Source organism: Moraxella sp. RCAD0137 (genome assembly GCF_002894025.1).
Classification (GTDB): Bacteria; Pseudomonadota; Gammaproteobacteria; order Pseudomonadales; family Moraxellaceae; genus Moraxella; species Moraxella porci.
Genome location: NZ_LTCC01000002.1, coordinates 190,948 through 215,097, shown reverse-complemented (window position 1 = coordinate 215,097; position 24,150 = coordinate 190,948). Strand labels below are relative to the sequence as shown.

At 46.9% G+C, this 24,150-nt stretch carries 23 protein-coding genes; 6 read left to right on the top strand and 17 right to left on the bottom strand.

All coding sequences use genetic code 11. The annotated features are described in order from the left end of the window. Positions 1 to 191: 191 nt before the first annotated feature. The 4 genes from AZ602_RS03485 to AZ602_RS03470 all read left to right on the top strand — a co-directional run bounded on the left by AZ602_RS03485 (position 192) and on the right by AZ602_RS03470 (position 4,501). Positions 192 to 401 carry a hypothetical protein gene (locus AZ602_RS03485; RefSeq protein ID WP_227525164.1) on the top strand — a complete coding sequence of 70 codons (210 nt, stop codon included), beginning with the start codon at positions 192 to 194 and terminating at the stop codon, positions 399 to 401. A gap of 501 nt (positions 402 to 902) precedes the next feature. Next, complete coding sequence (locus AZ602_RS03480) at positions 903 to 1,193, top strand: barstar family protein (protein WP_078317973.1); 291 nt, start codon at positions 903 to 905, stop codon at positions 1,191 to 1,193. A gap of 139 nt (positions 1,194 to 1,332) precedes the next feature. Next, on the top strand, positions 1,333 to 2,988 hold the full coding sequence (locus AZ602_RS03475; RefSeq protein WP_103033715.1) for a hypothetical protein: 1,656 nt from the start codon (positions 1,333 to 1,335) through the stop codon (positions 2,986 to 2,988). 124 nt (positions 2,989 to 3,112) lie between these two features. Then, a complete protein-coding gene (locus AZ602_RS03470; RefSeq protein ID WP_369803857.1) occupies positions 3,113 to 4,501 on the top strand; it encodes an anthranilate synthase component I family protein in 1,389 nt (462 codons plus the stop codon). A gap of 47 nt (positions 4,502 to 4,548) precedes the next feature. On the opposite strand, the gene AZ602_RS03465 is transcribed toward AZ602_RS03470, so the two are convergent. From AZ602_RS03465 to AZ602_RS03410, 12 genes are all read right to left on the bottom strand, one after another. Further along, positions 4,549 to 4,836 (bottom strand): hypothetical protein, encoded by a 288-nt coding sequence (locus AZ602_RS03465; RefSeq protein WP_103033714.1) that lies wholly within the window; start codon positions 4,834 to 4,836, stop codon positions 4,549 to 4,551. Then, positions 4,833 to 5,018 (bottom strand): hypothetical protein, encoded by a 186-nt coding sequence (locus tag AZ602_RS03460; protein ID WP_103033713.1) that lies wholly within the window; start codon positions 5,016 to 5,018, stop codon positions 4,833 to 4,835. Before AZ602_RS03460 ends, AZ602_RS03465 begins: the two co-directional genes overlap by 4 nt. 63 nt (positions 5,019 to 5,081) lie before the next feature. Then, complete coding sequence (locus AZ602_RS03455; RefSeq protein WP_103033712.1) at positions 5,082 to 5,525, bottom strand: nucleotidyl transferase AbiEii/AbiGii toxin family protein; 444 nt, start codon at positions 5,523 to 5,525, stop codon at positions 5,082 to 5,084. Then, positions 5,515 to 6,036, bottom strand: a complete 522-nt coding sequence (locus AZ602_RS03450) for a hypothetical protein (RefSeq protein ID WP_103033711.1) — start codon at positions 6,034 to 6,036, stop codon at positions 5,515 to 5,517. Before AZ602_RS03450 ends, AZ602_RS03455 begins: the two co-directional genes overlap by 11 nt. Positions 6,037 to 6,179: 143 nt before the next feature. Continuing rightward, on the bottom strand, positions 6,180 to 7,976 hold the full coding sequence (locus AZ602_RS03445) for an aminopeptidase P family protein (RefSeq protein WP_103033710.1): 1,797 nt from the start codon (positions 7,974 to 7,976) through the stop codon (positions 6,180 to 6,182). A gap of 179 nt (positions 7,977 to 8,155) precedes the next feature. Next, positions 8,156 to 8,581: a hypothetical protein gene (locus AZ602_RS03440; RefSeq protein WP_103033709.1), complete on the bottom strand. Its 426-nt coding sequence runs from the start codon at positions 8,579 to 8,581 to the stop codon at positions 8,156 to 8,158. Between the two features lie 125 nt (positions 8,582 to 8,706). After that, entirely contained in the window at positions 8,707 to 10,287 is a 1,581-nt protein-coding gene (gene lnt / locus AZ602_RS03435) for an apolipoprotein N-acyltransferase (protein WP_103033708.1), read from the bottom strand. A 152-nt stretch (positions 10,288 to 10,439) separates the two neighbouring features. After that, positions 10,440 to 10,733 (bottom strand): hypothetical protein, encoded by a 294-nt coding sequence (locus AZ602_RS03430; protein WP_078317967.1) that lies wholly within the window; start codon positions 10,731 to 10,733, stop codon positions 10,440 to 10,442. A gap of 343 nt (positions 10,734 to 11,076) precedes the next feature. Next, positions 11,077 to 13,881: a preprotein translocase subunit SecA gene (secA, locus tag AZ602_RS03425; RefSeq protein ID WP_103033707.1), complete on the bottom strand. Its 2,805-nt coding sequence runs from the start codon at positions 13,879 to 13,881 to the stop codon at positions 11,077 to 11,079. A gap of 118 nt (positions 13,882 to 13,999) precedes the next feature. After that, positions 14,000 to 15,292 carry a glutamate-1-semialdehyde 2,1-aminomutase gene (gene hemL, locus AZ602_RS03420; protein ID WP_103033706.1) on the bottom strand — a complete coding sequence of 431 codons (1,293 nt, stop codon included), beginning with the start codon at positions 15,290 to 15,292 and terminating at the stop codon, positions 14,000 to 14,002. A gap of 65 nt (positions 15,293 to 15,357) precedes the next feature. Next, on the bottom strand, positions 15,358 to 16,053 hold the full coding sequence (locus AZ602_RS03415; RefSeq protein ID WP_103033705.1) for a DUF1345 domain-containing protein: 696 nt from the start codon (positions 16,051 to 16,053) through the stop codon (positions 15,358 to 15,360). Between the two features lie 49 nt (positions 16,054 to 16,102). Next, on the bottom strand, positions 16,103 to 16,441 hold the full coding sequence (locus AZ602_RS03410) for a zinc ribbon domain-containing protein YjdM (protein ID WP_078317963.1): 339 nt from the start codon (positions 16,439 to 16,441) through the stop codon (positions 16,103 to 16,105). 227 nt (positions 16,442 to 16,668) lie between these two features. On the opposite strand from AZ602_RS03410, the gene AZ602_RS03405 reads away from it, so the two are divergent. After that, positions 16,669 to 17,400 (top strand): folate-binding protein YgfZ, encoded by a 732-nt coding sequence (locus AZ602_RS03405; RefSeq protein ID WP_103033704.1) that lies wholly within the window; start codon positions 16,669 to 16,671, stop codon positions 17,398 to 17,400. A 74-nt stretch (positions 17,401 to 17,474) separates the two neighbouring features. Here AZ602_RS03405 and AZ602_RS03400 read toward each other — a convergent pair whose 3' ends face one another. Next, on the bottom strand, positions 17,475 to 18,350 hold the full coding sequence (locus AZ602_RS03400; RefSeq protein ID WP_103033703.1) for an HlyC/CorC family transporter: 876 nt from the start codon (positions 18,348 to 18,350) through the stop codon (positions 17,475 to 17,477). A gap of 151 nt (positions 18,351 to 18,501) precedes the next feature. Continuing rightward, positions 18,502 to 18,969 carry a YcgN family cysteine cluster protein gene (locus AZ602_RS03395; RefSeq protein WP_369803854.1) on the bottom strand — a complete coding sequence of 156 codons (468 nt, stop codon included), beginning with the start codon at positions 18,967 to 18,969 and terminating at the stop codon, positions 18,502 to 18,504. 133 nt (positions 18,970 to 19,102) lie between these two features. Between AZ602_RS03395 and AZ602_RS03390 the strand changes: the two genes are divergently transcribed. Continuing rightward, positions 19,103 to 19,840, top strand: a complete 738-nt coding sequence (locus tag AZ602_RS03390; RefSeq protein WP_103033702.1) for a dienelactone hydrolase family protein — start codon at positions 19,103 to 19,105, stop codon at positions 19,838 to 19,840. Positions 19,841 to 19,924: 84 nt separating this feature from the next. Here AZ602_RS03390 and AZ602_RS03385 read toward each other — a convergent pair whose 3' ends face one another. From AZ602_RS03385 to AZ602_RS03375, 3 genes are all read right to left on the bottom strand, one after another. Next, positions 19,925 to 21,427: an aminoacyl-histidine dipeptidase gene (locus AZ602_RS03385; RefSeq protein ID WP_103033701.1), complete on the bottom strand. Its 1,503-nt coding sequence runs from the start codon at positions 21,425 to 21,427 to the stop codon at positions 19,925 to 19,927. A gap of 90 nt (positions 21,428 to 21,517) precedes the next feature. After that, complete coding sequence (locus tag AZ602_RS03380; protein ID WP_369803853.1) at positions 21,518 to 22,645, bottom strand: aminotransferase class V-fold PLP-dependent enzyme; 1,128 nt, start codon at positions 22,643 to 22,645, stop codon at positions 21,518 to 21,520. 150 nt (positions 22,646 to 22,795) lie between these two features. After that, a complete protein-coding gene (locus AZ602_RS03375) occupies positions 22,796 to 24,145 on the bottom strand; it encodes an ISL3 family transposase (protein WP_103033699.1) in 1,350 nt (449 codons plus the stop codon). Positions 24,146 to 24,150: the final 5 nt, after the last annotated feature.

Below are 24,150 nucleotides of genomic sequence, written 5' to 3'. Positions count from 1 at the left end.
CCATTTTTCTTTATACTGTCACTGAGGCAGGTTGGACATTTGATTTCTAGAGTTATTCGCATTTCTCTATTTTATCAAAATTCAACCTGCTTTGTTTCAGCATACTTTTTGAAACACCACCTAATTTTTATGATAAAAAAATAGAGATTGTTGTAAAAAGCGAAGATAACCACACACCATGTGTATTTGATTTGAGTGATTTTGAGATAATTAACTCAGATTTGCCACAAAATTGGAATTTTATTTTACATAATAATGGAAGTGTTTCATTAAGACCAAAAGAATTTTTAAACGAATTTTGGGACGAGTTTCATGATGGAAATCCTGAATGTGAAAAAATATTTTGGGATGTTTATCGTAAGTTGGAAGAATTTTATATAGCCCAAGCTGTATTCCTATAATCTCACTAAGTGGATTTTTTTATAGAGAATCAGTAGCGGTAGGTGCGTACAACGCACCATGAAAAAATAATTCAAAACAAAGGTGCTTGGTTCGCAGCTTACTGGGCTTGCATTTAAGATTTATGAAAAAGATGAAAATATGAAACAATCATGCCTGTCTCACTATCATTCATTAATGCAAATAAGGCTAAGAGTATTTTTTTACATGCCACTTGCATTACTTGTATTGGCTGTATTCCTGATTAAAACAGGTTTGCCTATTGTAATTGTTACAACATTGGTAGTCGGATGTATATATTTTTCAATATTTTATTTTTTAAGCAAGAATATCTGTCCATGGTGTAAAGAAAGTTTTTTTGACTTTGGTCAGTTAGGTGATAAAAACCTTGGGAATGTACTTTTTGCAAAAAAATGTCAGCATTGTGACAGACCTAATTCGGATGATTTTTAGGTTAATGGTGCGTTGTACGCACCCTACTGGACTTATATAGGCAGATAAACATGAATCAAATCATCATTGATGGCAATACTGTCAAGACTGAGCAAGATTTTCATAAGACTTTGGCGATACAGTGCGGTGTGACAGAGTTTTATGGGCATAATCTTGATGCTCTTTGGGATTTGTTGTCTTGGGGAGTGGAAAGACCTGTTTGTATTGTTTGGAATAATTCTGAAAAATCAAAAAATAGCATGGGGGTAAGTTTTTATGGGATTATTAATGTATTGCAACGAACCAAAGAACAAGATGAAGGTTTTGGATGGGCGGAACGTTTTGATTATATATTAAAATAAACACTAATTATTATATTAAATTAGCTCATGGATTAGTTTGCAAAATCATTACGATGAAATGCACATCACCCCATAGGGTTTTGTTTTTTGCCAAAGTGCTTTACAATAAAGCTTTCAACCAATAACACCTGATGATACCATGCACCCGTTGCCACTTTATAAAGCCATCACTCTAGGCCTGCTATGCACCGCCCTATTCACCGCCTGCACACCAAAAGCCGAGCAACCCGAGCAGTCCAATGACACCATCGAGTCCGCCACCAGTCTGACACAGGATGTCAGCACCGAAGTCTTGGATGATACAGCTACTATGGGCCCAAAAGCACCTGCCAATCGCACACCAGTCGCCACCAAGATTGAACACAGTGCTGATGGTCAACTCACCACCATCGCCATCGACTACGGTAATGCCAAAGTCGGTGAATACAGTGCACCTGCCCGTGGATTCATCATCGCACCTGCACAGTCGGACGCACCTGTACCACTGATTATTCTAAGTCATCTGCGTGCACCCAACTGTGCTGATCTAGAATCACGCTATCCTTGTGCCAATGGTGTCGATGAGCTACGCTATGATGAAGGGATGCGATATGCAGGCGAACATCTTGCCAAGCTTGGTTTTGCGGTGGTGATTCCTGATTTGGCACCAGCATTTATCGGACTGGATCTCAAAGAACCTTATGATCAGACGCTGTTTTGGCAAGATATCATCAGCCGATTTGTCAGCAGTATCGAGCGCAGCAATGCGCATGATGAGAAGCTTGGTTTTGGCATTGCGCCTGTGGATTTGACCAATATTGGCTTGTTTGTCCATTCTCGTTCGGCACAGATGACCGACACTGCCGAGCGACTGTTTGGCAAGCATCTTAAGAGTGTACTGGCTTATGCACCATCGTATGAGACCTTTGAGCTGGCCGAGATTTCACCTGCACCGCTTGATATCCCGTATTTGGCGGTGGTCGGCAGTCGTGATACCGATGTCGGTGCATCTGCCAATCTGTGGCTGTCGCACTATGCCACCACGCCGAGAAACACGGTGGCAAGCACGGTGGAACTGCCGCATTTTGGTCATATGCCCATCAACCGCACCGCCGCCAAAGCAGGCATTGATGACCGTCGTGGCTGTGATATGATCGCTTGTCAAGATGACAAGGCACATGAGCAGATGATACTTGATGTCATCAGTGATTGGTTTGGTGCAAGCTTACAAGGCAAAACCAGTCCACTGCCTAGCACCCCACACGCACCACTACCTGAGCAAGTCGCCACCCACAGTGCAAGATGGCTCGCCCTAAGTCCAAAAGCCATCGGCTATGTCGATGCCAAGGCGCTCAGCGAGACTGCACTGGATAAATCTGCAGGCGTACAATACTGTGCTTATTCAGACCCAATGAACCCTGCCGCTGCCATCATGCCTGCCTGTCCTGAGCCTGAGATGGGCGTGGTGCAGACACTTACCCCAGTCGCGTATATCGAGCGAAGCACCAAAGCTGCCGCCAACATCAAAGGTGCAACCGCTCTTGCACTACACATCGCCCCTGTAGGCAGTCATGCAGATGGCAAAGGCACAAGTGTTGATATCGCTTTAATACTGGATAATGGTGAAACTATCAGCCTAACCATCCCTGCCACACATCCTGCCTTGATGGATCGAGCCAGCGAGCATGACAGTGGTAGCTATCGACTTGGTACCGCACATCTGCCCCTACCCCCTACGGCTTACAATCGCACCATTACCGCAGTGACCATCACCACTGACCGCCCTGTCGTGGTACGCAGTGTGGATTTTTGGTGAAAACTCATTCAAAACCTACAAACAAAACCTGCAAACAGATGAGCATTTGGCACGCCATTGATCGTTGCAGGGTTTTGTTTTTGGGGAATTTGCTATACAATTGGTCTTTTTTTATTCGCTGATCATCATGACCCACTTTATCCCAAGTAGCCTTCGCCCTGATGAACTAACTGCACGCATCGCCCATCATTATCCTATGTGGCAGGTGTGTTTTTTGAATAATCATCACGCACCTGTGATTGGGATTTTGCCAAAAATCAGCTGGCAGATGACGCCATGCGACGGACAAATGACGCTGACCACAGCCACTCGTCGCACGCTTGATGACTATCAATATGAGCAGATGCCAAGCAGTTATACACAGCTAATGCAGATACTTGGTGAATATACGCTCCCCTATCAATCAAAGACAGCTTATGCCGACACAAGCCACGCGACACCATCTTATCAGCATGGACTGATGGGCTTTGTCGGCTATGACATCGCCGCTCATGCACTCAATCCTAACATCAAGATTGACCATGCTCAGCCTGCGTGTTATTTTGGGCATTATGATTTGATTTTGAGTCCGTGTGCAGATGGTTATGAGCTGATTTGTCATAACGAACAGTTTGATACCACCCTACTGATCTCGATGATTGAGCAGCTGAACTTGGTCAAATCACCCACCAAACACGCCTTGTGCCTACAACCCATCTGGTCAAAAGCCGACTATACACACGCCTTTGAGCAAGCCCAAGCCTATCTACTGGCTGGTGATGGCTATCAGATCAATCTCACTCAAGCTTGGCATACCACGCAAACAGCACATCTATCAGCACATCTGCCATCTTTGATGCAGCAGACCCAAGCGCCATTTGCCGGCTACTTACAGCTTACCGATTTTGAATTATTATCCGTATCGCCCGAGCTGTTTTTTACCTTTTATCAACAAGATCATCAGCTTCATATCATCACCAAGCCCATCAAAGGCACTCGCCCCCGTTCAGCGGACAAAGCACTCGATGATGAGTACAAACAAGCACTTGCCCAGAGCAGTAAAGACATCAGCGAAAACCTAATGATTGTCGATTTGCTCCGCAATGACTTGGGCAAATATGCCACGATCGGCAGTGTCAAAACGCCCATTCGCTTCGCCATCGAAAGCTTTAGCAATGTACATCACATGGTCAGCACCATCACCGCTACGCTCAAAGATGATAGCCACCCTATCGCTGTGCTGTTTGGCTCATTGCCGGCAGGCTCTATCACTGGCGCACCCAAAAAGCGTGCCTGCGAGATGATTGATGAGCTTGAAGCGCGCCCGCGTGGTGCGTACTGTGGCAGTATGGGTTATTTGAATTTTGATGGGACAGGGCAATTTAATGTGCTGATTCGCACCATCCAAGCCAATGCCGATGGCATCAGTGTCTGGGCAGGTGGCGGTATCACCATCCGTTCACAAGTCGATGATGAGTATCAAGAATGCATGGATAAAGTTGGGATGATTTTAAGGACCTTGGCGGATGGGTGAGCTTTACCCACAAGCGGGCTGCCGATCAATCACAATGTTGGCTTTGGCTATTTTGATTGTTTGGATGAGAATAGTTGTTTCATGACTTCGCCTTGAATCTCAAGATAACTTTTGGCAGGCTGACCATTTAAATAGCGGCGAGCGAAAAACTCCCAATCGTGCAAATACACTACCCGTTCGCCATTAGCACCCACGCCAAGCGTCGAACCATAAATCCATTGATCAAACTCATCAGCACAGGACAGATGCTCAATATCATCCAATAATACACCTAGAATACTACCAGCCAATTGGACAACATCCAAATCAAAATAAGTCTTTTCACCTGTTTTCATATATCCGCTCCAGACGCTTTAGTTTTGTGGTCAAATGCCCTTTGTGCATTTTGTTGTAATTCAAGAACCACAGAATCGACATCCGTCTTATCATTAAGAAACTCATCTTCACAAAATGCTGAAGCATAGCGTGAACTTAATTGGTCAATATCCAAATCCGCCAATTGCTTGAGAATATCCACCGAGATGTCATCAGCAAATTCTCTGATGATAAAATTGGTCGCATATAAATCTCTAGCTTTGGTTCAGCTGTCATGTTGTGCATCAAGCACGCAGTTGATTTTAAACGCTGCAATATCTTGGATTTTTGCTGTTTTGAGACCATTGACGATGGCATAATCATGGTTTGGCGTTCGGTAAGATGTTTCAATTTTCAAAGCTGTATGCTGATTTTCACGCCTGTCATGGTATCTTAGCATATATCTGGTGACAGTTGGCGTGTCTTTTTTGATAATCACATCAAGCACTTCAAAATTTTGTCCCGTGACAGATTTTAGCGTATGAACAAGGTTAATCGTGCCCTTGCCAACAAAATCACCCTGAATGTCAAAATCCAAATCTTCTGAAAAACGGTCAAGGCCATAGCACAACATCAATGCCGTTCCGCCCTTTAGAATCAATGGCTTATCTTGGATTTTTGCCAATACTGCAAGCATTAATTCTGTGTGCGTTTGCTGATTATACATCATAATTTTTGTCCTTGGCGAGCCTTAGCCATGCAGACACATGGTCTGATTGTGCCTTTGGTAGCTTTGGTATGGCGATTTGTAATAAATCATATACTCGCTGTTTATCCGCTGGCGTACTCATAAAATCATCAAAATCAGTGAGTTGCATTTTTCTAAATAACTTTGTGCCATAATACGGCGTGGCAAAAAATGCTTCAGCAATCACCAAATCAGCAATCGCTCTGGCATGAGTTGCACAGTACACCGTATCAGCAAATTTGGGAATACCCATTTTTGCAAATACTCCACTGCTCTCAAAAACGCCAATACTGCCCAAATACGGCACGGTATCTAACTCTTGGCCGATGCCAACTATATTATAGCGTTTAATCCGTGATTTTGGATGAAACCAAGTTTCAACATTATGCCAATCGCCTGTGTTACGCTCATAGTCTTGCGTATTTAACGCTCGAAAGCCACTGATGTACAGCGATGGCGAATAGTGAAATTTGGATAATTCTTCGTAAAGCATAAACCCTGCTGATTTTTATTTGTTTTTTTAAATTATATCAAAAAAATCACTTGGTGCATTTTGCCATTTTCGATGACATCACCACAAAAAAGCCCCATCACCCGATGGAGCTTTTGCCATTCAATCAGCTTGAATCTGTCAAATCAAACCGCTTTGGTGCGTTCAATCAACCACGCCTTAGCATCGCCTGAAACACGGTCGATCAGCTCATCATGGACACGCTGATGGTAGCTGTTCAGCCATGCTTTTTCTTCGGTGGTCAATAGCTCTGGCAAAATCAGACGCGTATCAAACGGGCACAAGGTCAAATCATCAAACTTCAAGAAAGTTCCAAACTCAGTCTCATGTGCTGGCATATGTACGACGCAGTTTTCTAGGCGAATACCCCATTTACCTTCACGATACAGTCCTGGCTCATTGGTCGTGATCATGCCGCGTTTTAGCACACGCTCGGCGGTGGCTGGTGCGTGTACTGAGATGACTTGTGGGCCTTCGTGGACATTCATAAAGTAGCCCACACCATGACCTGTGCCATGACCATAATCCAAGCCTTGTTGCCATAGATGGATACGAGCCAACACATCAATCTGACCTGATGGCAGTCCTTCTGGGAAGTGTGCATTGGCAAGTCCAATGTGTGCTTTGAGCACATAAGTCACATCACGCTTTTCGTCATCGCTGACGGTGCCGCAGCTTGCCATACGTGTGATGTCGGTGGTGCCGTTATAATACTGTGCCCCTGAGTCAATCAGTAGCAGGCCATCACCTTCGATGGTAGCAAAATTATCTTCGGTGGCTGAATAATGGACAATCGCCCCGTTACCCTTGTAACCTGCAATCGTGCCAAAGCTTGGCGAAATATGATGCGGCTGACGGCTGCGAGCTTCGTTGAGCATACGATCGACATCCAGCTCAGTCAATTTCTCACCCTTAGCAAGTTTTGCTTCAAACTCTGAGAAAAACTCGCACAAAGCCGCACCATCTTGACGCATCGCTTCACGGATATGCTCAATATCTGCATCCGATTTGATGGCTTTTAGCAAGGTGCTTGGATTCATCGCACGCACGATGGCGGTATCAGCAGGCAGTTTTGAGAGTGTGCCGACCGAGACACGAGCAGGATCAATCAGTAGCGTACCACGCACATCTGCCACCGCATCGATGATGTCGCCATAATCCGCCGTATTGATGCCTGCAGCGGCAAGATTTGCTTTGATGGTATCATCAAGCTTGTTTTGATCGACAAACAATGTCGCAGCCGTATCCGTAATCAGTAGATGCGACAAAAAGACTGGGTTAAATACCACATCACTGCCACGCAGATTGACCAGCCATGCGATGTCATCTAGGCTACTGATCAGATGGGCATTAGCACCTTTTTCGCTCATGGCACTACGGACTTTGGCAAGCTTGTCCGCTGCCGTCGTATCGACAAACTCGGCAGGATGCTCATAGATAGCATCTGTTGGCAAGCTTGGGCGATCCGACCAAATCTTGGCAAGCAAATCAAGGGTTGTCACAAGCTCAATGCACTTATCACCAAAAGCCGCTTTTAGCGTGTCTGATTCATTGACCGATAAGACATTGCCATCGATGGCGACTTTGGCACCGCTTGGCAGATGCTCAGCCAAAAATGTCGAGAACGTCGGGCGACCAATTTGCATTTTTTGTAGTTCAATACCCGTACCTTCAAGCTGCATCGGTGCTTGCACCCAGTAGCGGTTATCCGTCCACACCCCAGCAAAATCAGCGGTAATCACCAGCGTACCCACCGAGCCTGTAAAGCCTGACAACCACGAACGACCCTGCCAATACACTGGCAAATACTCCGACATATGCGGGTCAGCAGATGGGATAATCAGTGCATCCACGCCATGTTCTGCCATCAATGTACGAGCGTTCTGTAGGCGTTCACGACGCACTTGAACCGAATCAGTCATAATTTTATCCTAAATCATGTGAAAAACCGTGGGCAACACCCACCCAAATCCCAAGCATTTTATCACAAGCCTGATGTGTTTTAAATCATGGGCTCTTGATAAGCTTATCACAAAAGCTGATTAATCCAACAAAAAACCCTTGTAGAAACAAGGGCTTTATGTAGCGATATCCGCTTTGATTATTTGCTTTGAGTTGCTTCTGCTTCTGCAGTCGCTTCAGCTGGCTGAGCCTCTGTCGCTTCAGGCGCGGCTTGTGCAGTCGCTTCAGCGGTGGCGGTCGCAGCTGCTGGCTCAGCTGTCGCAGCATCAGCTGGCTGTGCCGCTGCATCTGCAGGCTGTTCGGTGGCAGCTGTCGCATCTGCTTCAGGTGCAGCAGCATCTGCAGGCTGTGTATCTGCCGGTGCTTCAGCAGTTGCGGCCTCTGGCGCGGCTTGTTCAGGCGCTGCAACTTCTGCTGCTGGCGCTTCGGCAGGTTGATGCTCACCAGCTGGGCGCAACCATGCCGAGATGGCAATACCTGCAATCATCACAAGCAGCAGCACGATACCTACCAGTGCCGTTACCGATTCTTTTAATGGATTATTTTGTGAAGCATCATGTGCCATAAGTCACCTGCCTAAAATGGGTTGGAAATGAATTTTGATCAATAGAAATAAATTTTCTCTATTATATACCAAATTATCGCTTTTTGTACAATTCCTTTTACTATTTATGGAATTATTCATCACATTCAGCGGTCAGCGACACCTTTGGCGGTGTAGTATTTTTCTTTTTTGGCACTGGTATTATTCATACGATTTGCCAAGATACTTAATAAAATCAACAAGATGCTAATAATCAGTACTGGATAATGTCCAAAGATCATAAATGGCGTCTTGCCTGTCATACTTGGCACATCACCACGCAGGACAGCTCGTTCAAACTGTGGTAGGCTTGAGATAACCTGTCCTTTGTCATTGATGATGGCTGTCACGCCATTATTGGTCGCTCGCACAAAATACCGCCCTGTCTCAAGACTGCGCATCTGCACCATCTGTAGATGCTGCATCGGACCTGCTGATGTGCCAAACCAGGCATCATTTGATACAGTCAATAAAAAGTCCGTACCAATGGCGTTACGGCGTGTGGTATCAGGATACGCCACTTCATAACAAATTGCCACACCCACGCGCTGATCTTTGGCCGATAGCGGTGCCTGATGTGCATCACCACGGCTAAGGCTGGCCAACCCTTGCATACCTTCCAGTCCAGGCAGCACATCAAGCAAGCCGCCCATCGGAATATACTCGCCAAATGGCACCAGCTGCTGCTTATGATAGATGCCGCTCGTGGCCTGATCGGTCAGCAGCACGCTGTTATACAACTGGGTGGCGCCATCTTGGCTATCACGATACAAAATCCCCGTCATCCAAGCACTGCCAGCCTGCGCCGCCTGTTTGGCGATGGCATCAATTTGCGCCTGCGCTTCATCTTGGAACATCGGAATGGCAGCCTCAGGCCAGATGACGATATCACGCCCCCATTCTGACTGAGACAGGCCTGCATAAATGCCCAAAGTCTGAATGCCGGCGCCCTCTTGCCATTTTAGATCCTGAGGGATATTACCTTGGATCAAAGATACGCTCGTTGTCTGTCCAGTTGGCTTGGTCCAAGCAAAATCAATCAAAGAAATCGAAAGCGTCACCATCCACAAGCTCATGGCGATGGCAAAATAGCCTGCTTTTCGGCGCAGCAGCTCAACCAAAGCCGCCGCCAATAAAACCGCCAAAAATGACAAGCCAAACACACCTGTCACTGCCGCAATGCCATTTAGCCAGCTGACATCCGTGAATGCATAACCGACAAATAACCACGGAAAACCAGTTAATAGCCAAGTCTTCGCCCACTCTTGTACCACCCACAGGCCAGCAAAAGCCAGCGGCTGACGCGCAGTAAAGCGCGCAAAAACCCAAGCCATCACGGCATGAAATAGCCCCATAATCAGCGCCATCACGCCAATGAGCATCACTGCCGCCCATGCAGGCACGCCGCCATAATTATGAATCGAATGATACAGCCAAAATGCCCCGACCGCCCAAACACCAAAGCCATAACTCTCACCCAGCCAAAATGCCTGTCGCGGATTTTTGGCGCCAAGCAGCAGGACATACAAGACCATCGGCGAGATGATGGCGATGGGGAATAGATAATATGGCGCCAATGCCAGACTAAAAATAGCACCAGCAAATAATGCCAACAAACAGGCGATGCCCAGAGGTAAAGTGCGGTGAGTGGTCGCTTTGGCGCGAAAAGAGGTGGCTGCTTTGGTCATCGTATTAATTAATCAATTAAAAAAATTAATTATTATAGCAAAATTTTTGGTATTTGGCGAAAAAAACCACTCACAAACGCAAGCGGTCGGCCAACTCATCAAACACAAGGTAAATATGATGGGTGGTTATCAATTTTAAATAGCCAATGAACCTATCTGCCCTCTTGAACTTCGGCATCTTGGGTGGCAGTTTCAGAGCTTTCATCAATCTCCACCACTTCAGCAATCTCCACCTCTTCTTCAGTCTGAGCAAACGCCTCTGGCACCACCTCTTCGATTTCGCCAGCGTCGTTTTGCACCACCACAGTCGGCTCAGCAGGCTTGGCTGACATCGGTACATCCTGCTCTTCGACTGGATCTGCAGTTGCTTCTTCGGTTTTTTGGGCGCAGGCAGTCAATGCCACTACCCCAGATAACAGCAATACATGCCAAACAGATTTTTTCATTTGTGACTCCGCTGATCTTATTTGTCTTTTGCCAACCAAATCTCAATCAAGTAGATCTGGTAAATCAAGCCATCCATCGTTTCATTTGCCATCAATGCAGCTGCCATCATGTGATGCATCTCACGCCTTAAGCTTGTGATGGCAGAGATTCACTGAATCTTGGTAAATGAAATTGATTTTCAATAAGCTTAGTATAACACAATTTTACTGCAAACAAATAATAATTGGCCGCAATTTGGTGAGAATTTCTTGCCCAATTCACCAAAAAATCGTATCCGTGCAAAAGGGCAGAAAAACTCATCAACCCAGCTTTGCACCAAAGATTATACCCAGCTTTTTTAACTTAAGCGATTTTGCCGTGGCACTGCTTATACTTAAGCCCCGAACCACACGGGCAAGGCGCGTTACGATTGATATTGGCTGGAATGAACAACTCATCGTCAGGCACCATCTCAGTTGGCTCACTCATCACAGGTCCGCCTGCACCCAAGGTCAGCGTCATACGCTGCATCGGGCGAGATGGTGGTGTCTGAAGACTTGGATCTGGCGTTTGACTGCCATCCAGATTCATTTCATTATGCTCAAACATCATCTGCATGCGCTCGGCTTGTAGGCGGCGTTCTTCTTCTAAAGCGGCCAGCTCCTCAGGCGTTGGTACATGCACACGAGCCAAATCCTGCACCAGATCAGATTTGATCGCGCCCATCATCGCTTGGAACAGCTCAAACGACTCACGCTTGTACTCTTGTTCTGGATTTTTTTGGGCATAACTGCGTAGATGGATACCTTTGCGCAGCTGATCCATTTGGGTCAGATGCTCTTTCCAGTGGCGATCTAGGCTTTGGAGCATAAAATGACGCTCAAGCGATGCCGCGGTCTCAGCACCCATCTGCTCACGGCGAGCCTCATAGCGTTCGATGGCGGTGTTGATGATTTTTTCGCGTAAGCCTTCTTCGTCAAGGCGACGATCGGCGTCCAGCCAGTCATTGATCGGCATATAAAAACGGAACGCTTCTTCGATTTCATCTTCAAGCCCGTCAATATTCCACTGATCATCGACCGAGCCTGGTGGTACAAACTGACTAATCAGCGCATTATACACCTCATGGTGCATGGCTTTGATGCCCTCTTGTAGATCCATCTCAGCCAGCAGTTCATCACGCTGACCATAGATGACTTTACGCTGCTCGTTGGCGATGTCATCGTATTTTAACAGGCTCTTACGCGCATCAAAGTCACGAGCCTCGACCTTACCTTGAGCGCCTTCGATCGAGCGAGAGACCATCTTGTGCTCAATCGCTTCATCTTCTTTTAGACCCATCGCACGGAACATATTGGTAATGCGATCACCAGCAAAGATACGCATCAAGTCATCTTCAAGCGACAAGAAAAAGCGAGATTGACCTGGGTCACCTTGACGGCCGGCACGACCACGCAGCTGGTTGTCGATACGACGAGATTCATGGCGCTCTGAACCAATGATATGCAGACCACCTGCCGCCAGTACTGCATCATGACGCTGTTGCCATGCTGCCTGGGCAGCTTGACGCATCTCATCAGTAACACCCTCAACACCCTCAAGCTCAGCTTGCCAGTTACCGCCTAGGATAATGTCTGTACCACGACCTGCCATGTTGGTTGCGATGGTGACTGCCTTTGGACGACCCGCCTGTGCGATGATGTCCGCCTCTCGCTCATGCTGTTTGGCATTCAGGACTTCATGGGCGATGCCTTCTTGGTCAAGTAGGTATGACAACTCTTCAGAGGCTTCAATCGTCGCCGTACCTACAAGCACTGGCGCGCCCTTTTCGGTGATTGCCTTGATTTCACGAATGATGCCTCTGTACTTACCAAGCTTGGTCAAGAAAATCTGGTCATCCATGTCGATACGAGCAATCGGACGGTGTGTCGGAATAATCACGACATCCAAGTCATAAGTTGATTTGAGCTCTGCTGCCTCAGTATCAGCTGTACCTGTCATGCCTGACAGCTTATCATACAGGCGGAAATAGTTTTGGAAAGTGGTGGTGGCCATCGTTTGGTTTTCGGCTTGGATTTCCACGCCTTCTTTGGCCTCTACCGCTTGGTGCAAGCCATCACTCCAGCGACGACCTGGCATGGTACGACCAGTGTTCTCATCGACGATGATAACCTCACCATCTTGGACGATGTAATGGATATTTTTGACAAATAAATGATGCGCACGAATCGCCGCTTGCGCATGAGCCAGCAGTGGCAGACGAGCTGGGCTATACAGGCTTTCATTCTCGCCCAACTCACCCACTTCAATTAAGAATTTCTCAATTTTCTCATAGCCTTTTTCGCTGATTTCGATGGTGCGGTTTTTCTCATCGATCCAAAAGTCGCCTTCTTCGTTATTTTTATTGGCTTCTTCATCTTTTGAACGCACCAAACGCTCTGCAATCTTGTCAATCAAGGCATACAGATGTGCTGAATCTTCAGCTTGACCTGAGATAATCAGCGGTGTACGCGCTTCATCGATCAAAATTGAGTCAATCTCGTCAATGATACAGTAGTTGAGCGGACGCTGTTTCTTTTCAGCTAAGCTAAACACCATATTATCACGCAGATAGTCAAAGCCGTATTCGTTATTGGTGCCATAAGTGATGTCAGCACGATATGCAGCGAACTTCTCTTGTGGCATCTGCTGACTATAGACCACGCCCACCGTCAAGCCCAAAAATGTAAACAGCGGACGGTTCAATTCAGCATCGCGACTGGCCAAATAATCGTTCACGGTCACGACATGCACGCCTTTACCACTGATGGCATTGAGATAAATCGCCAAAGTTGCCATCAAGGTCTTACCTTCACCGGTTTTCATCTCGGCGATTTTGCCTTCGTGCAGAGTCATACCCCCGATCAGCTGCACATCATAGTGACGCATCCCATTGACACGCAGTGACGCTTCACGACATACCGCAAAGGCTTCAGGCAATAGCTTATCTAGGCTCTCACCTGCTTGATGACGCGCTTTAAATTCTTCGGTTTTTTGGCGAAGTTGGTCATCTGACAGTGCTTGGATACTAGGCTCTAGTGCGTTGATCTTGGCGACTGCTTTACGCATACGCTTGAGTTCGCGTTCATTTTTGGTGCCAATGACCGCACCGACGATTTTTGCTAACATAGTTTTTTCCGAAAAATGGGCGAACCCATGACAATCATTTTTTGATTTGAGTTATATGGCTTTTGATGGCTTAAAATCAAGCCACAAGCCTTTAAAATCAGTGAATTTAATCAAAATTTTACAAACTGGCAAAGACCTTATCCGCAGCAGCAATGGTCTTATCCAAATCTTCATAAGTATGTGCTGATGACATAAACGCCGCTTCAAACGCTGATGGGGCAAGATACACACCTTCATCAAGCATCGCATGGAAGAATTTGGCGAATTTTTTGGCATCGCATTTGGTGGCGACATCATTGAAATTCTGCGGCAAGCTATCGCTAAAGAACACGCCAAACATACCACCCACCGAGCAAGCTTCAAATGCCACGCCATGCTTAGCAGCGGCATCTTTTAGGCCTTTGACCAGATATTCAGTCTTGGCAGTCAGCTCTTCATAAAAGCCGTCTTGGGTGAGTTTATCAAACATCGCTTTACCTGCACGCATCGCCAGTGGGTTGCCTGACAAGGTGCCTGCTTGATACACACCGCCCAGTGGTGCAATACATTCCATGATTTCACGCTTACCGCCAAATGCACCCACCGGCAGACCTGCACCAATGATTTTGCCAAATGTCGTCAAATCAGGCGTGATGCCAAAGTGCGACTGCGCGCCGCCCAATGCCACACGAAAACCAGTCATCACTTCATCAAAAATCAACACCACGCCATGCTCGGTACATAGCGCACGCAAAGTTTGGTGAAATTCTTGGCTTGGGATGACCATATTCATATTGCCCGCGATCGGCTCAAGAATCACACAAGCAAGCTGTTGCCCAAATTTCTCAAAGCACGCTTTTAGTGCATCGATGTCATTATAAGGCAGGGTCAAAGTATGCTTGGCAAAGTCCGCAGGTACGCCTTTTGAGGTCGGCTCACCGATATCCAGCATCCCAGAGCCCGCCTTGACAAGCAAGCTGTCTGAATGTCCATGATAACAGCCTTCAAACTTGACAATCTTATCACGCCCTGTATAGCCACGCGCCAAACGAATCGCCGACATCGTCGCTTCAGTGCCTGATGACACCATACGCACAAGCTCAATGCTCGGTACGATGTTAGCGATCAAATCCGCCATCGTCGTCTCTGATGGCGTCGGCGCACCAAATGACAAGCCGTCTTCGGCAGCTTGTTTGACCGCTGTGATGACATCATCATGTGCATGACCCAAAATCATCGGCCCCCATGAACCGACATAGTCGATATAGGCATGATCTTCAGTGTCATAGATGTACGCCCCTTTGGCACGCGCAACAAACACAGGTGTACCACCCACGCCAGCAAAGGCGCGCACTGGCGAATTAACACCGCCTGCAATGTGGCGTTTGGCTTTTTCAAATAAAATTTGGTCAGCTTGGCTTTGATGAGTCATAAATTAAGTTCCTTGATTTGAGATCGGTCAGATCTGCTGCTGTCTGGATGGTTTGGCGGCGATGATTAAGAAATCAGACTGGCGGACATTTCAATCATCAGCGCAAGCACGGCTGTATTAAAAAAGAAAGACAACACGCTGTGAAATGTCCCAACCCGTCTAAGCTTACGACTGGTAAATGAAATATCCGCAGTCTGCCCTGTTGCGCCAATGCCTAAAGAAAAATACACAAAGTCCCAATAATCAGGATTATCCTCATAAGGAAAATCCAGCGGATAAATGCTGTTATTATTCATATCATAATAAGCGTGCGCATAATACAGCGCAAATAACACATGAATAAACAGCCATGACGCCACCAAAGTGATGAAAGTCAGCACCACATGAAATGCCGTCTGCCAACCCACCAATTCTGCGCCAATACTCATCTCACGGACGATGGTGACGATACTGACCACGCTGGTAATCAGCACCAACACCAGCATTTTTTCTTTTTTCTCGTACTCTCGATGCGCGCGCTTTTCGATATCTTCGCGCTTAACATTGGCAAACATCCACGCTGTGACCGTCAAATAGCTGAGCAAAAACACATCCCAAACGATCAAATACGCCGTCGGGCGATGCAAGCTTGGCACATAACTGCGAAAATATCTAAGCTCGCCCAATAAAATGGAATAAGTCACGCCAGCCGCTGCCAAAGCAAACAAAAGCTGCCAATTATTTCTAATAAATTTCGTCAAAATAATAATGAATTTTTTCATTAATTCTTCCAACTCATGACAGCGGCTGTCAATGCCATCTTGCCAAGTACTACGCTTTTTTGACCACCGATGATTTCAGTTTCATCGCGCCAAAGCCATCGATTTTGCAGTCGATGTCATGATCATCTGGCGCATCATAAATCAAGCGGATCGATTTGACTTTGGTGCCAACTTTGATGGGAGTTGATGAGCCTTTGACTTTTAGATCCTTGATCACCGTGACCGCGTCGCCATCGGCAAGCACATTGCCGACTGCATCTTTGATGACTGGCAGATCATCGCTTGATTCGCCCTCTTTCCATTCGTGGCTACACATGGGACAAATCAATAAATCACCGTCGGCATAGGTGAATTCTTCGTGGCAGTTTGGGCAGGCTGGCAGGGTCATTTTATCCTCTACGGGCAAATTGCAAATGAAAACTTAACTGCTTATTGTAACCGATTTTTATGCTAATTTCTTGTGTTGATTGGCAATTCATACAAAATTTTAACACTTTTGCCATATTTTGCCTTATAATTTTTTAAAATTACCCCATATCAGTCAGATGACTTGATCATAAAATTCATAATGCATGATTTTGGATGCGATTTTAGATAGATAACTTGGATAATACAATGACAGAATTTAGCAGTTTTATCATGACAGGCGCTGATGCCGAGAAGTTTTTGCAAGGACAAGTGACTGCCGATATGGCAAAACTTGACGAGGTATTTTTGCCGAGCGCGATTTGTAATCTCAAAGGCCGTGTGCAGTTTGGGCTATGGCTGCGTCGTCTTGCTGATGGCATACAGATTGTGATCAGCCAAGACATGGCGGAGGATTTTGCCAAACATGTCAAAAAATTTGGCGCATTTTCCAAGATCACACTATCAGCGCCACAGCCGATCTATCCTGCAATGATTGATGGCATGCCAAGCTTTGATGCCAATGACAGCCAAGCTGATGCCGCATGGCAACTGGCCAGCATTGCCCAAGGCAACTATTGGGTGACCAAAGACAACAGTGAGTTGTTTCAGCCCCAAGAACTGCGCCTGCATCAGCGCGGCGGCGTGGCCTATGATAAGGGTTGTTATTTGGGTCAAGAAATCATCGCTCGATTGTATTTCAAGGCAAGTCCGAAAGCCTATCTGCATCGTGTGGCTCATGCTGATGCCGCTTTTTTTGATGGCCAAGCCGAGGCGCTGGGCTTGGCGATTGTGAATGTAAGCAGCACAGATGAGGGCGCACAGGCCTTGGTCATCGCGCGTCCCGATGCCATCAGGGCGGCGGCAGCTCACGGCGTGGTTGAGCTGGCACTTCCCGATGCGCTGCAAGCTGATGTCGGTCGAGCATCCAGCCAGCCATAAATGACTGAGCCAAAAAAATACGCATTGATGTATGTTCAATGCGTATTTTTTGGGTCAATATCAAGGCCATCGGCTTACTGATCAGCCACCTCTGCCTGCGCCACTAATGTCAGCTCAAGCAGATGGATAAATCGCCCTTCGACGTCGACAATGGTAATTTGCCAATCATCAATCAGCACCGTCTCACCCTCAAGATGACTCACAAAGCCCAGTGCCTGCATCACAAGACCGCCCATGGTATCGACATCGGCATCATCAAAATGACTACCCAAGACTTCATTACAATCACTAATCAATGTCGATGCCTGCACGAGCCACACGCCTGCTTTGTCAGGATGTGGGACGATGTTATTAATATCGCTATCTTCATCCATATCATCATGCTCATCGACGATATCACCGACAATCTCCTCAAGCAGATCTTCCATCGTCACCACGCCCGACACCGAGCCGAACTCATCGACGACGACCGCCATATGCACTTGGGCTTTTTGTAGCGAACGCAGTAGCGTATCTGAACGCGCTGTCTCGCTGATGTACAACGGCTTACGCACGATGTCTGAGATACGCAGTGGTGTATCAATACCTTCGGCTTTGTTTTTTAAAAATGGGATCAAATCCTTGACCAACAAAATCCCCAGCACCGCATTATCATCGTGGCTGTCAAAGACAGGATAGCGAGAATGCTCAGTCTCAAGCACCACCGATAGGATGTCGGATAAATCATCGTCGCTCGCCACAGCGTGTACCTGCGGGCGTGGCGTCATGATTTCACGCACTTGGGTGGCAGGCAAATCCAGTACGCCTTCTAGCATATCGACCGTATCCGGCTCCAAAAACTGGCGTGAATCCTGCACCAGTTTTAATAAATCATCTCGGGTCTCAGGTGCGGTGGATAACCAACGCTTCAGCCCTTGCATTGACCAACTACTCGAATTGTCATCAGACATCTGCGGTATAATTTAACCTCGTGTGATTGAAATTTTCGCTTTTAATTTAGCGTATTGGGGCAGATTATTCAAGTGGCTTTTTGCGGATTTTGGATAATTTTGCTTACAAGTGTACCACCAAGCCCACACCAAACCCTTTCCAAACAACTACTTAAAGCTTTACCCAGCGGATAATCCGCTCTTCGATGGCTTCATCGCTCATGCCCACTTCGCTGACACAGCGACCTGCTGACGATACTTTGGCAAAGCCTGCTTTATGGCTAATGCCATCATGCAAAAGCTTGTGCCAAGGTGGCAGCTGCTGCCCTAGATACAGTCGCTTGTAGGCACAGTGACGGGGTAGCCATAGCATCTGTGGCAACTCATCTGCCGTCAAGCGAATGCAGTCAGGCACTGTCTTTTGGCGATTGGCATAATCTGAGCAATGTCCTGTCGTGCAGTCAAGTAGCTGGCACGCCACATCGGTGTACTCAGTGTAGCGGACATCGTCATCATCCAAAAACTTCACCAAACAGCACACGCCACAGCCATCGCACAGCGCTTCCCATTCATCGTCGGTCAGCTCATTAAGCGAATAGGTCTCCCAAAATCGTGGGCGAAGTTGATTGTTTGTCATCATAATCATTAGTTATCATCAAAGTGTCTATTGTACCCTAAATCCATACAAAAAACCGCTTGACTTGCCCAAAATCCCTTGTTAAGTTATCCCCATCACATCCGTGAATTTTTGGTTTATATTAAGGATAAGCATCATGACAATCAGCACTACGACACTCACTACCACCGCACCAGATGGCACTGCCCTGCACAGCTATGTCGCCATGCCGATAGATACACCGACTGATGGCACATCACCTGCCGTACTCGTCGCACCTGAGTGGTGGGGCGTGGTCGAACATCCAAAGACAGTCGCCGAACGCTTGGCAAATGAAGGCTTCGTGGCGGTGGTGATGGACATCTATGGCGATGGCAAAATGACCACCGATGCGCATCAAGCCAACGAATGGATGACACAAATGCTTGAAAACTCTGATGAGCTGATGAATCGCTGCCGAGTGATTTTTGATGCGGTGGCGTCATTGCCGCAGGTCGATGGCGCACGCATTGGCATTGCCGGCTTTTGTTTTGGTGGTAAAATCGCTCTAGATATGGCACGCCTAGGCACGCCGCTCAAAACCGTCGCCACTTTCCATGGCAACCCTACCCCAATCACCCCTGCCGCCGAAGGTAAATTCACCGCCAAAGTACTCGTCGCTCATGGTGCTGCCGACAGCATGGTGTCGATGGCCGCCATCGATGGTCTGCGTGATGAGCTGACCGCTGCCAAAGTCAGCCATGAAATCGATGTCTATGAAGGTGCTAAACACGGCTTTAGCAATCCGCACGCCGATGACCGTGCTCGTGAAAATGGCGTGGACTTAGGCTATCATGCCGATGCTGCCAAGGCAAGCTGGGATAAGATGGTGCGGTTTATGAAGGGGAATTTGTAAACTTTCAATAATACGATCACTGGCTTAACCCAGTGATTAGTCATCAAAAAAAACCGTTTGAAGTACATTCAAACGGTTTTATCATCACGCCTTTGGCACATTCGCCAAAATCTGCGTCAACAGCGTCCAATAAGTCGCCACCGATGGGATATGCACCATTTCATCAGGTGAATGTGCATTTTTGATGGTCGGCCCGATAGAGACGATGTCAAGCGTCGGATGGCTGGTCTTGATCAATCCACACTCAAGCCCTGCATGAATGACCTTAATCTCTGGCACATGACCTAGAATGTCGGTATAAAGTCGCATGGTGGTCGCTGTGATGGCAGAGCCTGTGTCTGGTGTCCAACCGACATAATCGCCGTCAAATTTGACATCAGCACCAGCCAGTGTAGCAATACTTGAGAGCGTCTGACACACCGCCGCCTTGCCCGACTCAATCAATGAGCGAATCAGTAGCGTACACTCAAGCGTATCAGCGGTCAGCTGTGTCTTGCCAAATGACAATGAAGTCTCCACCGTATCCGCCACGACATCGCTATATCGCACCACGCCACTTGGCAGGATATTCATCAGATGGATGGCCTTGGCGGTACTTTGTGCATCAAGCACTTGGCTTGGGGCATTGGTATCATTGATGACGGTGGTGAATTTGGGTTCGACTTGGCAAATCTCGCCCGTGATGGTAGCGATACTTTGGTCAATGATGGCTAAGATGGCATCTTTATCCGTCGTTTGGCAAGCGATACTCACCGATGCTTCACGGGGAATGGCGTTTCGTAGCGTACCACCTGTGATGGCACTGATACCAAAGCGGTCGGCAAATTGTGCCTCAACATCCGCCAAAATGCGCGCCAAAATCTTGATGGCATTACCACGATTTTTATGAATATCAATCCCTGAATGTCCACCACGCAAGCCTTTGATGGTCAAATCAATTGCCGTATCAAATGTTGATGCCTGCCAATCCACCTTTAGGCTCATATCCGCATCGATACCACCAGCACAGCCGATATACACCTCACCAATCTCTTCGGTGTCGGTATTGATCATCATCTGTGCAGATAAGGTCTGCGGCTGCAGTCCAAACACGCCCACCATACCCGTCTCTTCGGCCATGGTCAGTAGCACTTCAAGCGGTGGATGAGCGATGTTATCACTGTCCAAAACAGCCAGACAGCTTGCCATGCCGATGCCATTATCCGCACCGAGTGTCGTGCCTGTCGCCATCAGCCATTCGCCATCTTCAGGATGGATGCGTAGGCGTATCGGATCGGTGGCAAAGTCATGTACCGTATCGGCATTGGCTTGGGGCACCATATCTAGGTGTGCTTGTAGTGCGATGGTCGGATGATGCTCATAGCCTTGGCTTGCGCCTTTTTTAATAATCACATTGCCCACACCATCACGATAGGCTGTCATACCACGAGAGCTCGCCCATGCCACGATGTCATTGGCTAGGGCTTCTTCGTGATAGCTTGGGTGCGGTGTGGCACAGATGCGGGCGAACCATTGCCATAGGCTTTGGGGGGCTAGGTCTTTGACGACTGATAAATTTTGCTCATAAGCAAGTTGATTTAGGCTCATTTTTTATCCTTAAAAAACACAAAAAAAACAGGCTAAGCATACACCTAGCCTGTTGATTTTTCAAGTAGTGACAAAAGGCTTAAACTTGGATCAGCCAAACACCTGCTCGGCTGCACGGGCAAATCGCTCGGTCGTGCCATCGACATCGATCAGCTTATCAAGCCCAAACAGTCCAATGCGAAACGACTTATAATCGCTCGGCTCATCGACTTGTAGCGGTGTGCCAGCAGCGATCTGTAAGCCCACTTCGGCAAATGCTGCACCCTTATGCACCGCATCATTTGGCGCATGGCAGACGACGACGCCATAAGCCTGAGCAGAAGGTGCTGCGACGCTTTGGATGCCTTTGGCATTTAGCAAGGCTAGGATTTGAGTACCTAGCTTGATTTGGGCAGCTTTTAGGGTGTCATAGCCAATGTCACGAGCTTCAAACAGCGTATCTCTTAGCTGCTTGATACCGTCAGTTGGCATGGTCGCATGATAGGCATGACCGCCGTTTTCGTAGGCAATCATGATATTGAGCCATGCCTTAAGATCCAAGGCAAAGCTTGATGGCGTACTGGCAAGCACCGCTTCTTTGGCAGCCGCTGAGAGCATGACAAGCCCTGCACACGGGGTGCTAGACAGACCTTTTTGGGGTGCAGATAGCAGCACATCGATGCCAAGCGCCTGCATATCCAGCCAAATACAACCTGAAGCGATACAGTCAATGGCAAGCAGACCACCGACTTCATGCACCGCTTCACCAAGTGCACGGATATAGTCATCCGACAGCATCATGCCAGAGGCTGTCTCAACATGGGGTGCAAAGACCATCTGCGGGCGATTTTTGCGAATATAAGCTGTCAGCGTCTCAATATCGGCAGGGGCAAACTGCACCACGCCATCATTGTCCAACTGACTTGCCTTAAATACTTCAACAGATTTAGCCACGCCTGTGGCATCCAAAATCTGCGTCCAGCGATAGCTAAACCAGCCATTACGCACCACCACACAGTCCTTGTCCGCTGCCAAAGCGCGCGCAACCGCTTCCATGCCTGATGTGCCAGAGCCTGGTACGATGGCGATGGCATCAGCATGATACAGTGATTTGAGCTCGCTGGATAAATCAGTCATCACCTGACGAAACTGTGCTGACATATGGTTCAAAGCACGGTCGGTATAGACCACCGAATATTCCAAAAGTCCATCAGGGTCGATGTCGTGTCGTAGTGCCATGGGTATTTTCCTTATTCCATTAAAATCAGCTCTACTGTATCAAGCTGCGCCAAAAAAATCAAGCACCCAGCTTATGACAGATTTATACAAAAAAGCCTGCGGCAATCCACAGGCTTATAAACAGCATTCATCAATTTGAGGCTATTTGCATTATATGGTTGAAATTAGTTCTTCATCCAAATCTTCCTCACCGCCATACAATTCAACCAAAGTTGGAATATAAGCGCCATATTCCAACTTAGTTTTCTCTTGCTTGGTTGGAAATGCAGTTAAACCCTCATAACCTTTGGTTGATTTTAATAAAGATGATGGTGTCTTTAAAGTTGTAATAGATCGAGCCACTTTGTTATATAACATTTTTGCTCGAAGCACCTCAAAGGTATATCCTCGTCCCATTCGATTTGCGACCCTTGTAATACCATTATGCCCCTCAGTATAAGCATTGGTAATTCTTATTGGCGCATCCCAATAGGTGAATATTTCCTCAAAGTTATTATTCACAGTTTTAGCAACGTCACGGAAAGACTTTAAATATTTGGGAATACTGCTTTCCCATTCATGAAACCTTTGTATGGCATCGTCTTTGGTTGTTGCTTCATAAATATTATAAAACTGCTCTTTGAGGTCATAAGCTTCCTTAAATTCAGGATGCCATTTTTCTAAATTTCCTAAAATTCTTTGTTGATCTTCGGTCAATGAATTTGGTCGTCTAAGCAGTATCCACCGTAAATGCTTTTTCATATTCAGTCGGGCATCGCGATCCAAGCTACTTTGTAATGTTTTACGTTCAGTGTCTAAAGCTTCACTTGCCATTCTCACTACATGAAACTTATCAATAACCAACTTGGCATTTGGTAGGTGCAGACGGAATGACTTTTTGAAGGGTCGCCACATATCACTACAAATCCATTCTACTTTTTCTGCATCAGGCAGTTTGGCGAAGTATGGTATCAATGTATCTTGAGTTCTTTCAGGCAACATATCATATAAGCTGTTCATAGCAAGGTTGGTGATGACACAGCGATATGTTCCCATCAATTTAAGTTCATCAATACCCATAATCGTTGGCGTTTCAAACTTAATATCTCGTTCTAATTCCTCCACGAAATCGAGCGTAATGTTTTTAATGGTGTTCACCACTACACCCGTATCTTCGGCAAGCTGCGTAAATGTTCGATCTAAGCAACGCTTGCGTACTTGCTGAATCAGCCGATGGGTCGCTCTACGCTTTTCATCTAAGAAGCTGAGTTGAGGGGTAATCATGCTTTTGCATTCAGAACAGCGATAGCGTGTTCGTATCACCTCAATTTTTACTGGCTGCATCTGTAAGGGGGTATCGGCAAAATGATTGATACGCTGACCGTGTTTGTATAAACGTCCGCCGCATTCAGGGCATGTTTCCAAATGCTCACCGCTTGGCTGTACGGTAATCATAATACAGCCATCTTCATTACGGTAATCTATCGGCTGTACACCTTCCAGTTGCAGAATATCAATCATTCTAA

Bases quoted from the DNA above. Each gene is read 5' to 3' on its own strand.
- AZ602_RS03480 (WP_078317973.1), top strand. From the start codon at position 903: ATGAATCAAATCATCATTGATGGCAATACTGTCAAGACTGAGCAAGAT.
- AZ602_RS03475 (WP_103033715.1), top strand. From the start codon at position 1,333: ATGCACCCGTTGCCACTTTATAAAGCCATCACTCTAGGCCTGCTATGC.
- AZ602_RS03465 (WP_103033714.1), bottom strand. From the start codon at position 4,836: ATGAAAACAGGTGAAAAGACTTATTTTGATTTGGATGTTGTCCAATTG.
- AZ602_RS03455 (WP_103033712.1), bottom strand. From the start codon at position 5,525: ATGATGTATAATCAGCAAACGCACACAGAATTAATGCTTGCAGTATTG.
- AZ602_RS03450 (WP_103033711.1), bottom strand. From the start codon at position 6,036: ATGCTTTACGAAGAATTATCCAAATTTCACTATTCGCCATCGCTGTAC.
- AZ602_RS03445 (WP_103033710.1), bottom strand. From the start codon at position 7,976: ATGACTGATTCGGTTCAAGTGCGTCGTGAACGCCTACAGAACGCTCGT.
- AZ602_RS03440 (WP_103033709.1), bottom strand. From the start codon at position 8,581: ATGGCACATGATGCTTCACAAAATAATCCATTAAAAGAATCGGTAACG.
- lnt (WP_103033708.1), bottom strand. From the start codon at position 10,287: ATGACCAAAGCAGCCACCTCTTTTCGCGCCAAAGCGACCACTCACCGC.
- AZ602_RS03430 (WP_078317967.1), bottom strand. From the start codon at position 10,733: ATGAAAAAATCTGTTTGGCATGTATTGCTGTTATCTGGGGTAGTGGCA.
- secA (WP_103033707.1), bottom strand. From the start codon at position 13,881: ATGTTAGCAAAAATCGTCGGTGCGGTCATTGGCACCAAAAATGAACGC.
- hemL (WP_103033706.1), bottom strand. From the start codon at position 15,292: ATGACTCATCAAAGCCAAGCTGACCAAATTTTATTTGAAAAAGCCAAA.
- AZ602_RS03415 (WP_103033705.1), bottom strand. From the start codon at position 16,053: ATGAAAAAATTCATTATTATTTTGACGAAATTTATTAGAAATAATTGG.
- AZ602_RS03410 (WP_078317963.1), bottom strand. From the start codon at position 16,441: ATGACCCTGCCAGCCTGCCCAAACTGCCACGAAGAATTCACCTATGCC.
- AZ602_RS03405 (WP_103033704.1), top strand. From the start codon at position 16,669: ATGACAGAATTTAGCAGTTTTATCATGACAGGCGCTGATGCCGAGAAG.
- AZ602_RS03400 (WP_103033703.1), bottom strand. From the start codon at position 18,350: ATGTCTGATGACAATTCGAGTAGTTGGTCAATGCAAGGGCTGAAGCGT.
- AZ602_RS03395 (WP_369803854.1), bottom strand. From the start codon at position 18,969: ATGATGACAAACAATCAACTTCGCCCACGATTTTGGGAGACCTATTCG.
- AZ602_RS03390 (WP_103033702.1), top strand. From the start codon at position 19,103: ATGACAATCAGCACTACGACACTCACTACCACCGCACCAGATGGCACT.
- AZ602_RS03385 (WP_103033701.1), bottom strand. From the start codon at position 21,427: ATGAGCCTAAATCAACTTGCTTATGAGCAAAATTTATCAGTCGTCAAA.
- AZ602_RS03380 (WP_369803853.1), bottom strand. From the start codon at position 22,645: ATGGCACTACGACACGACATCGACCCTGATGGACTTTTGGAATATTCG.
- AZ602_RS03375 (WP_103033699.1), bottom strand. From the start codon at position 24,145: ATGATTGATATTCTGCAACTGGAAGGTGTACAGCCGATAGATTACCGT.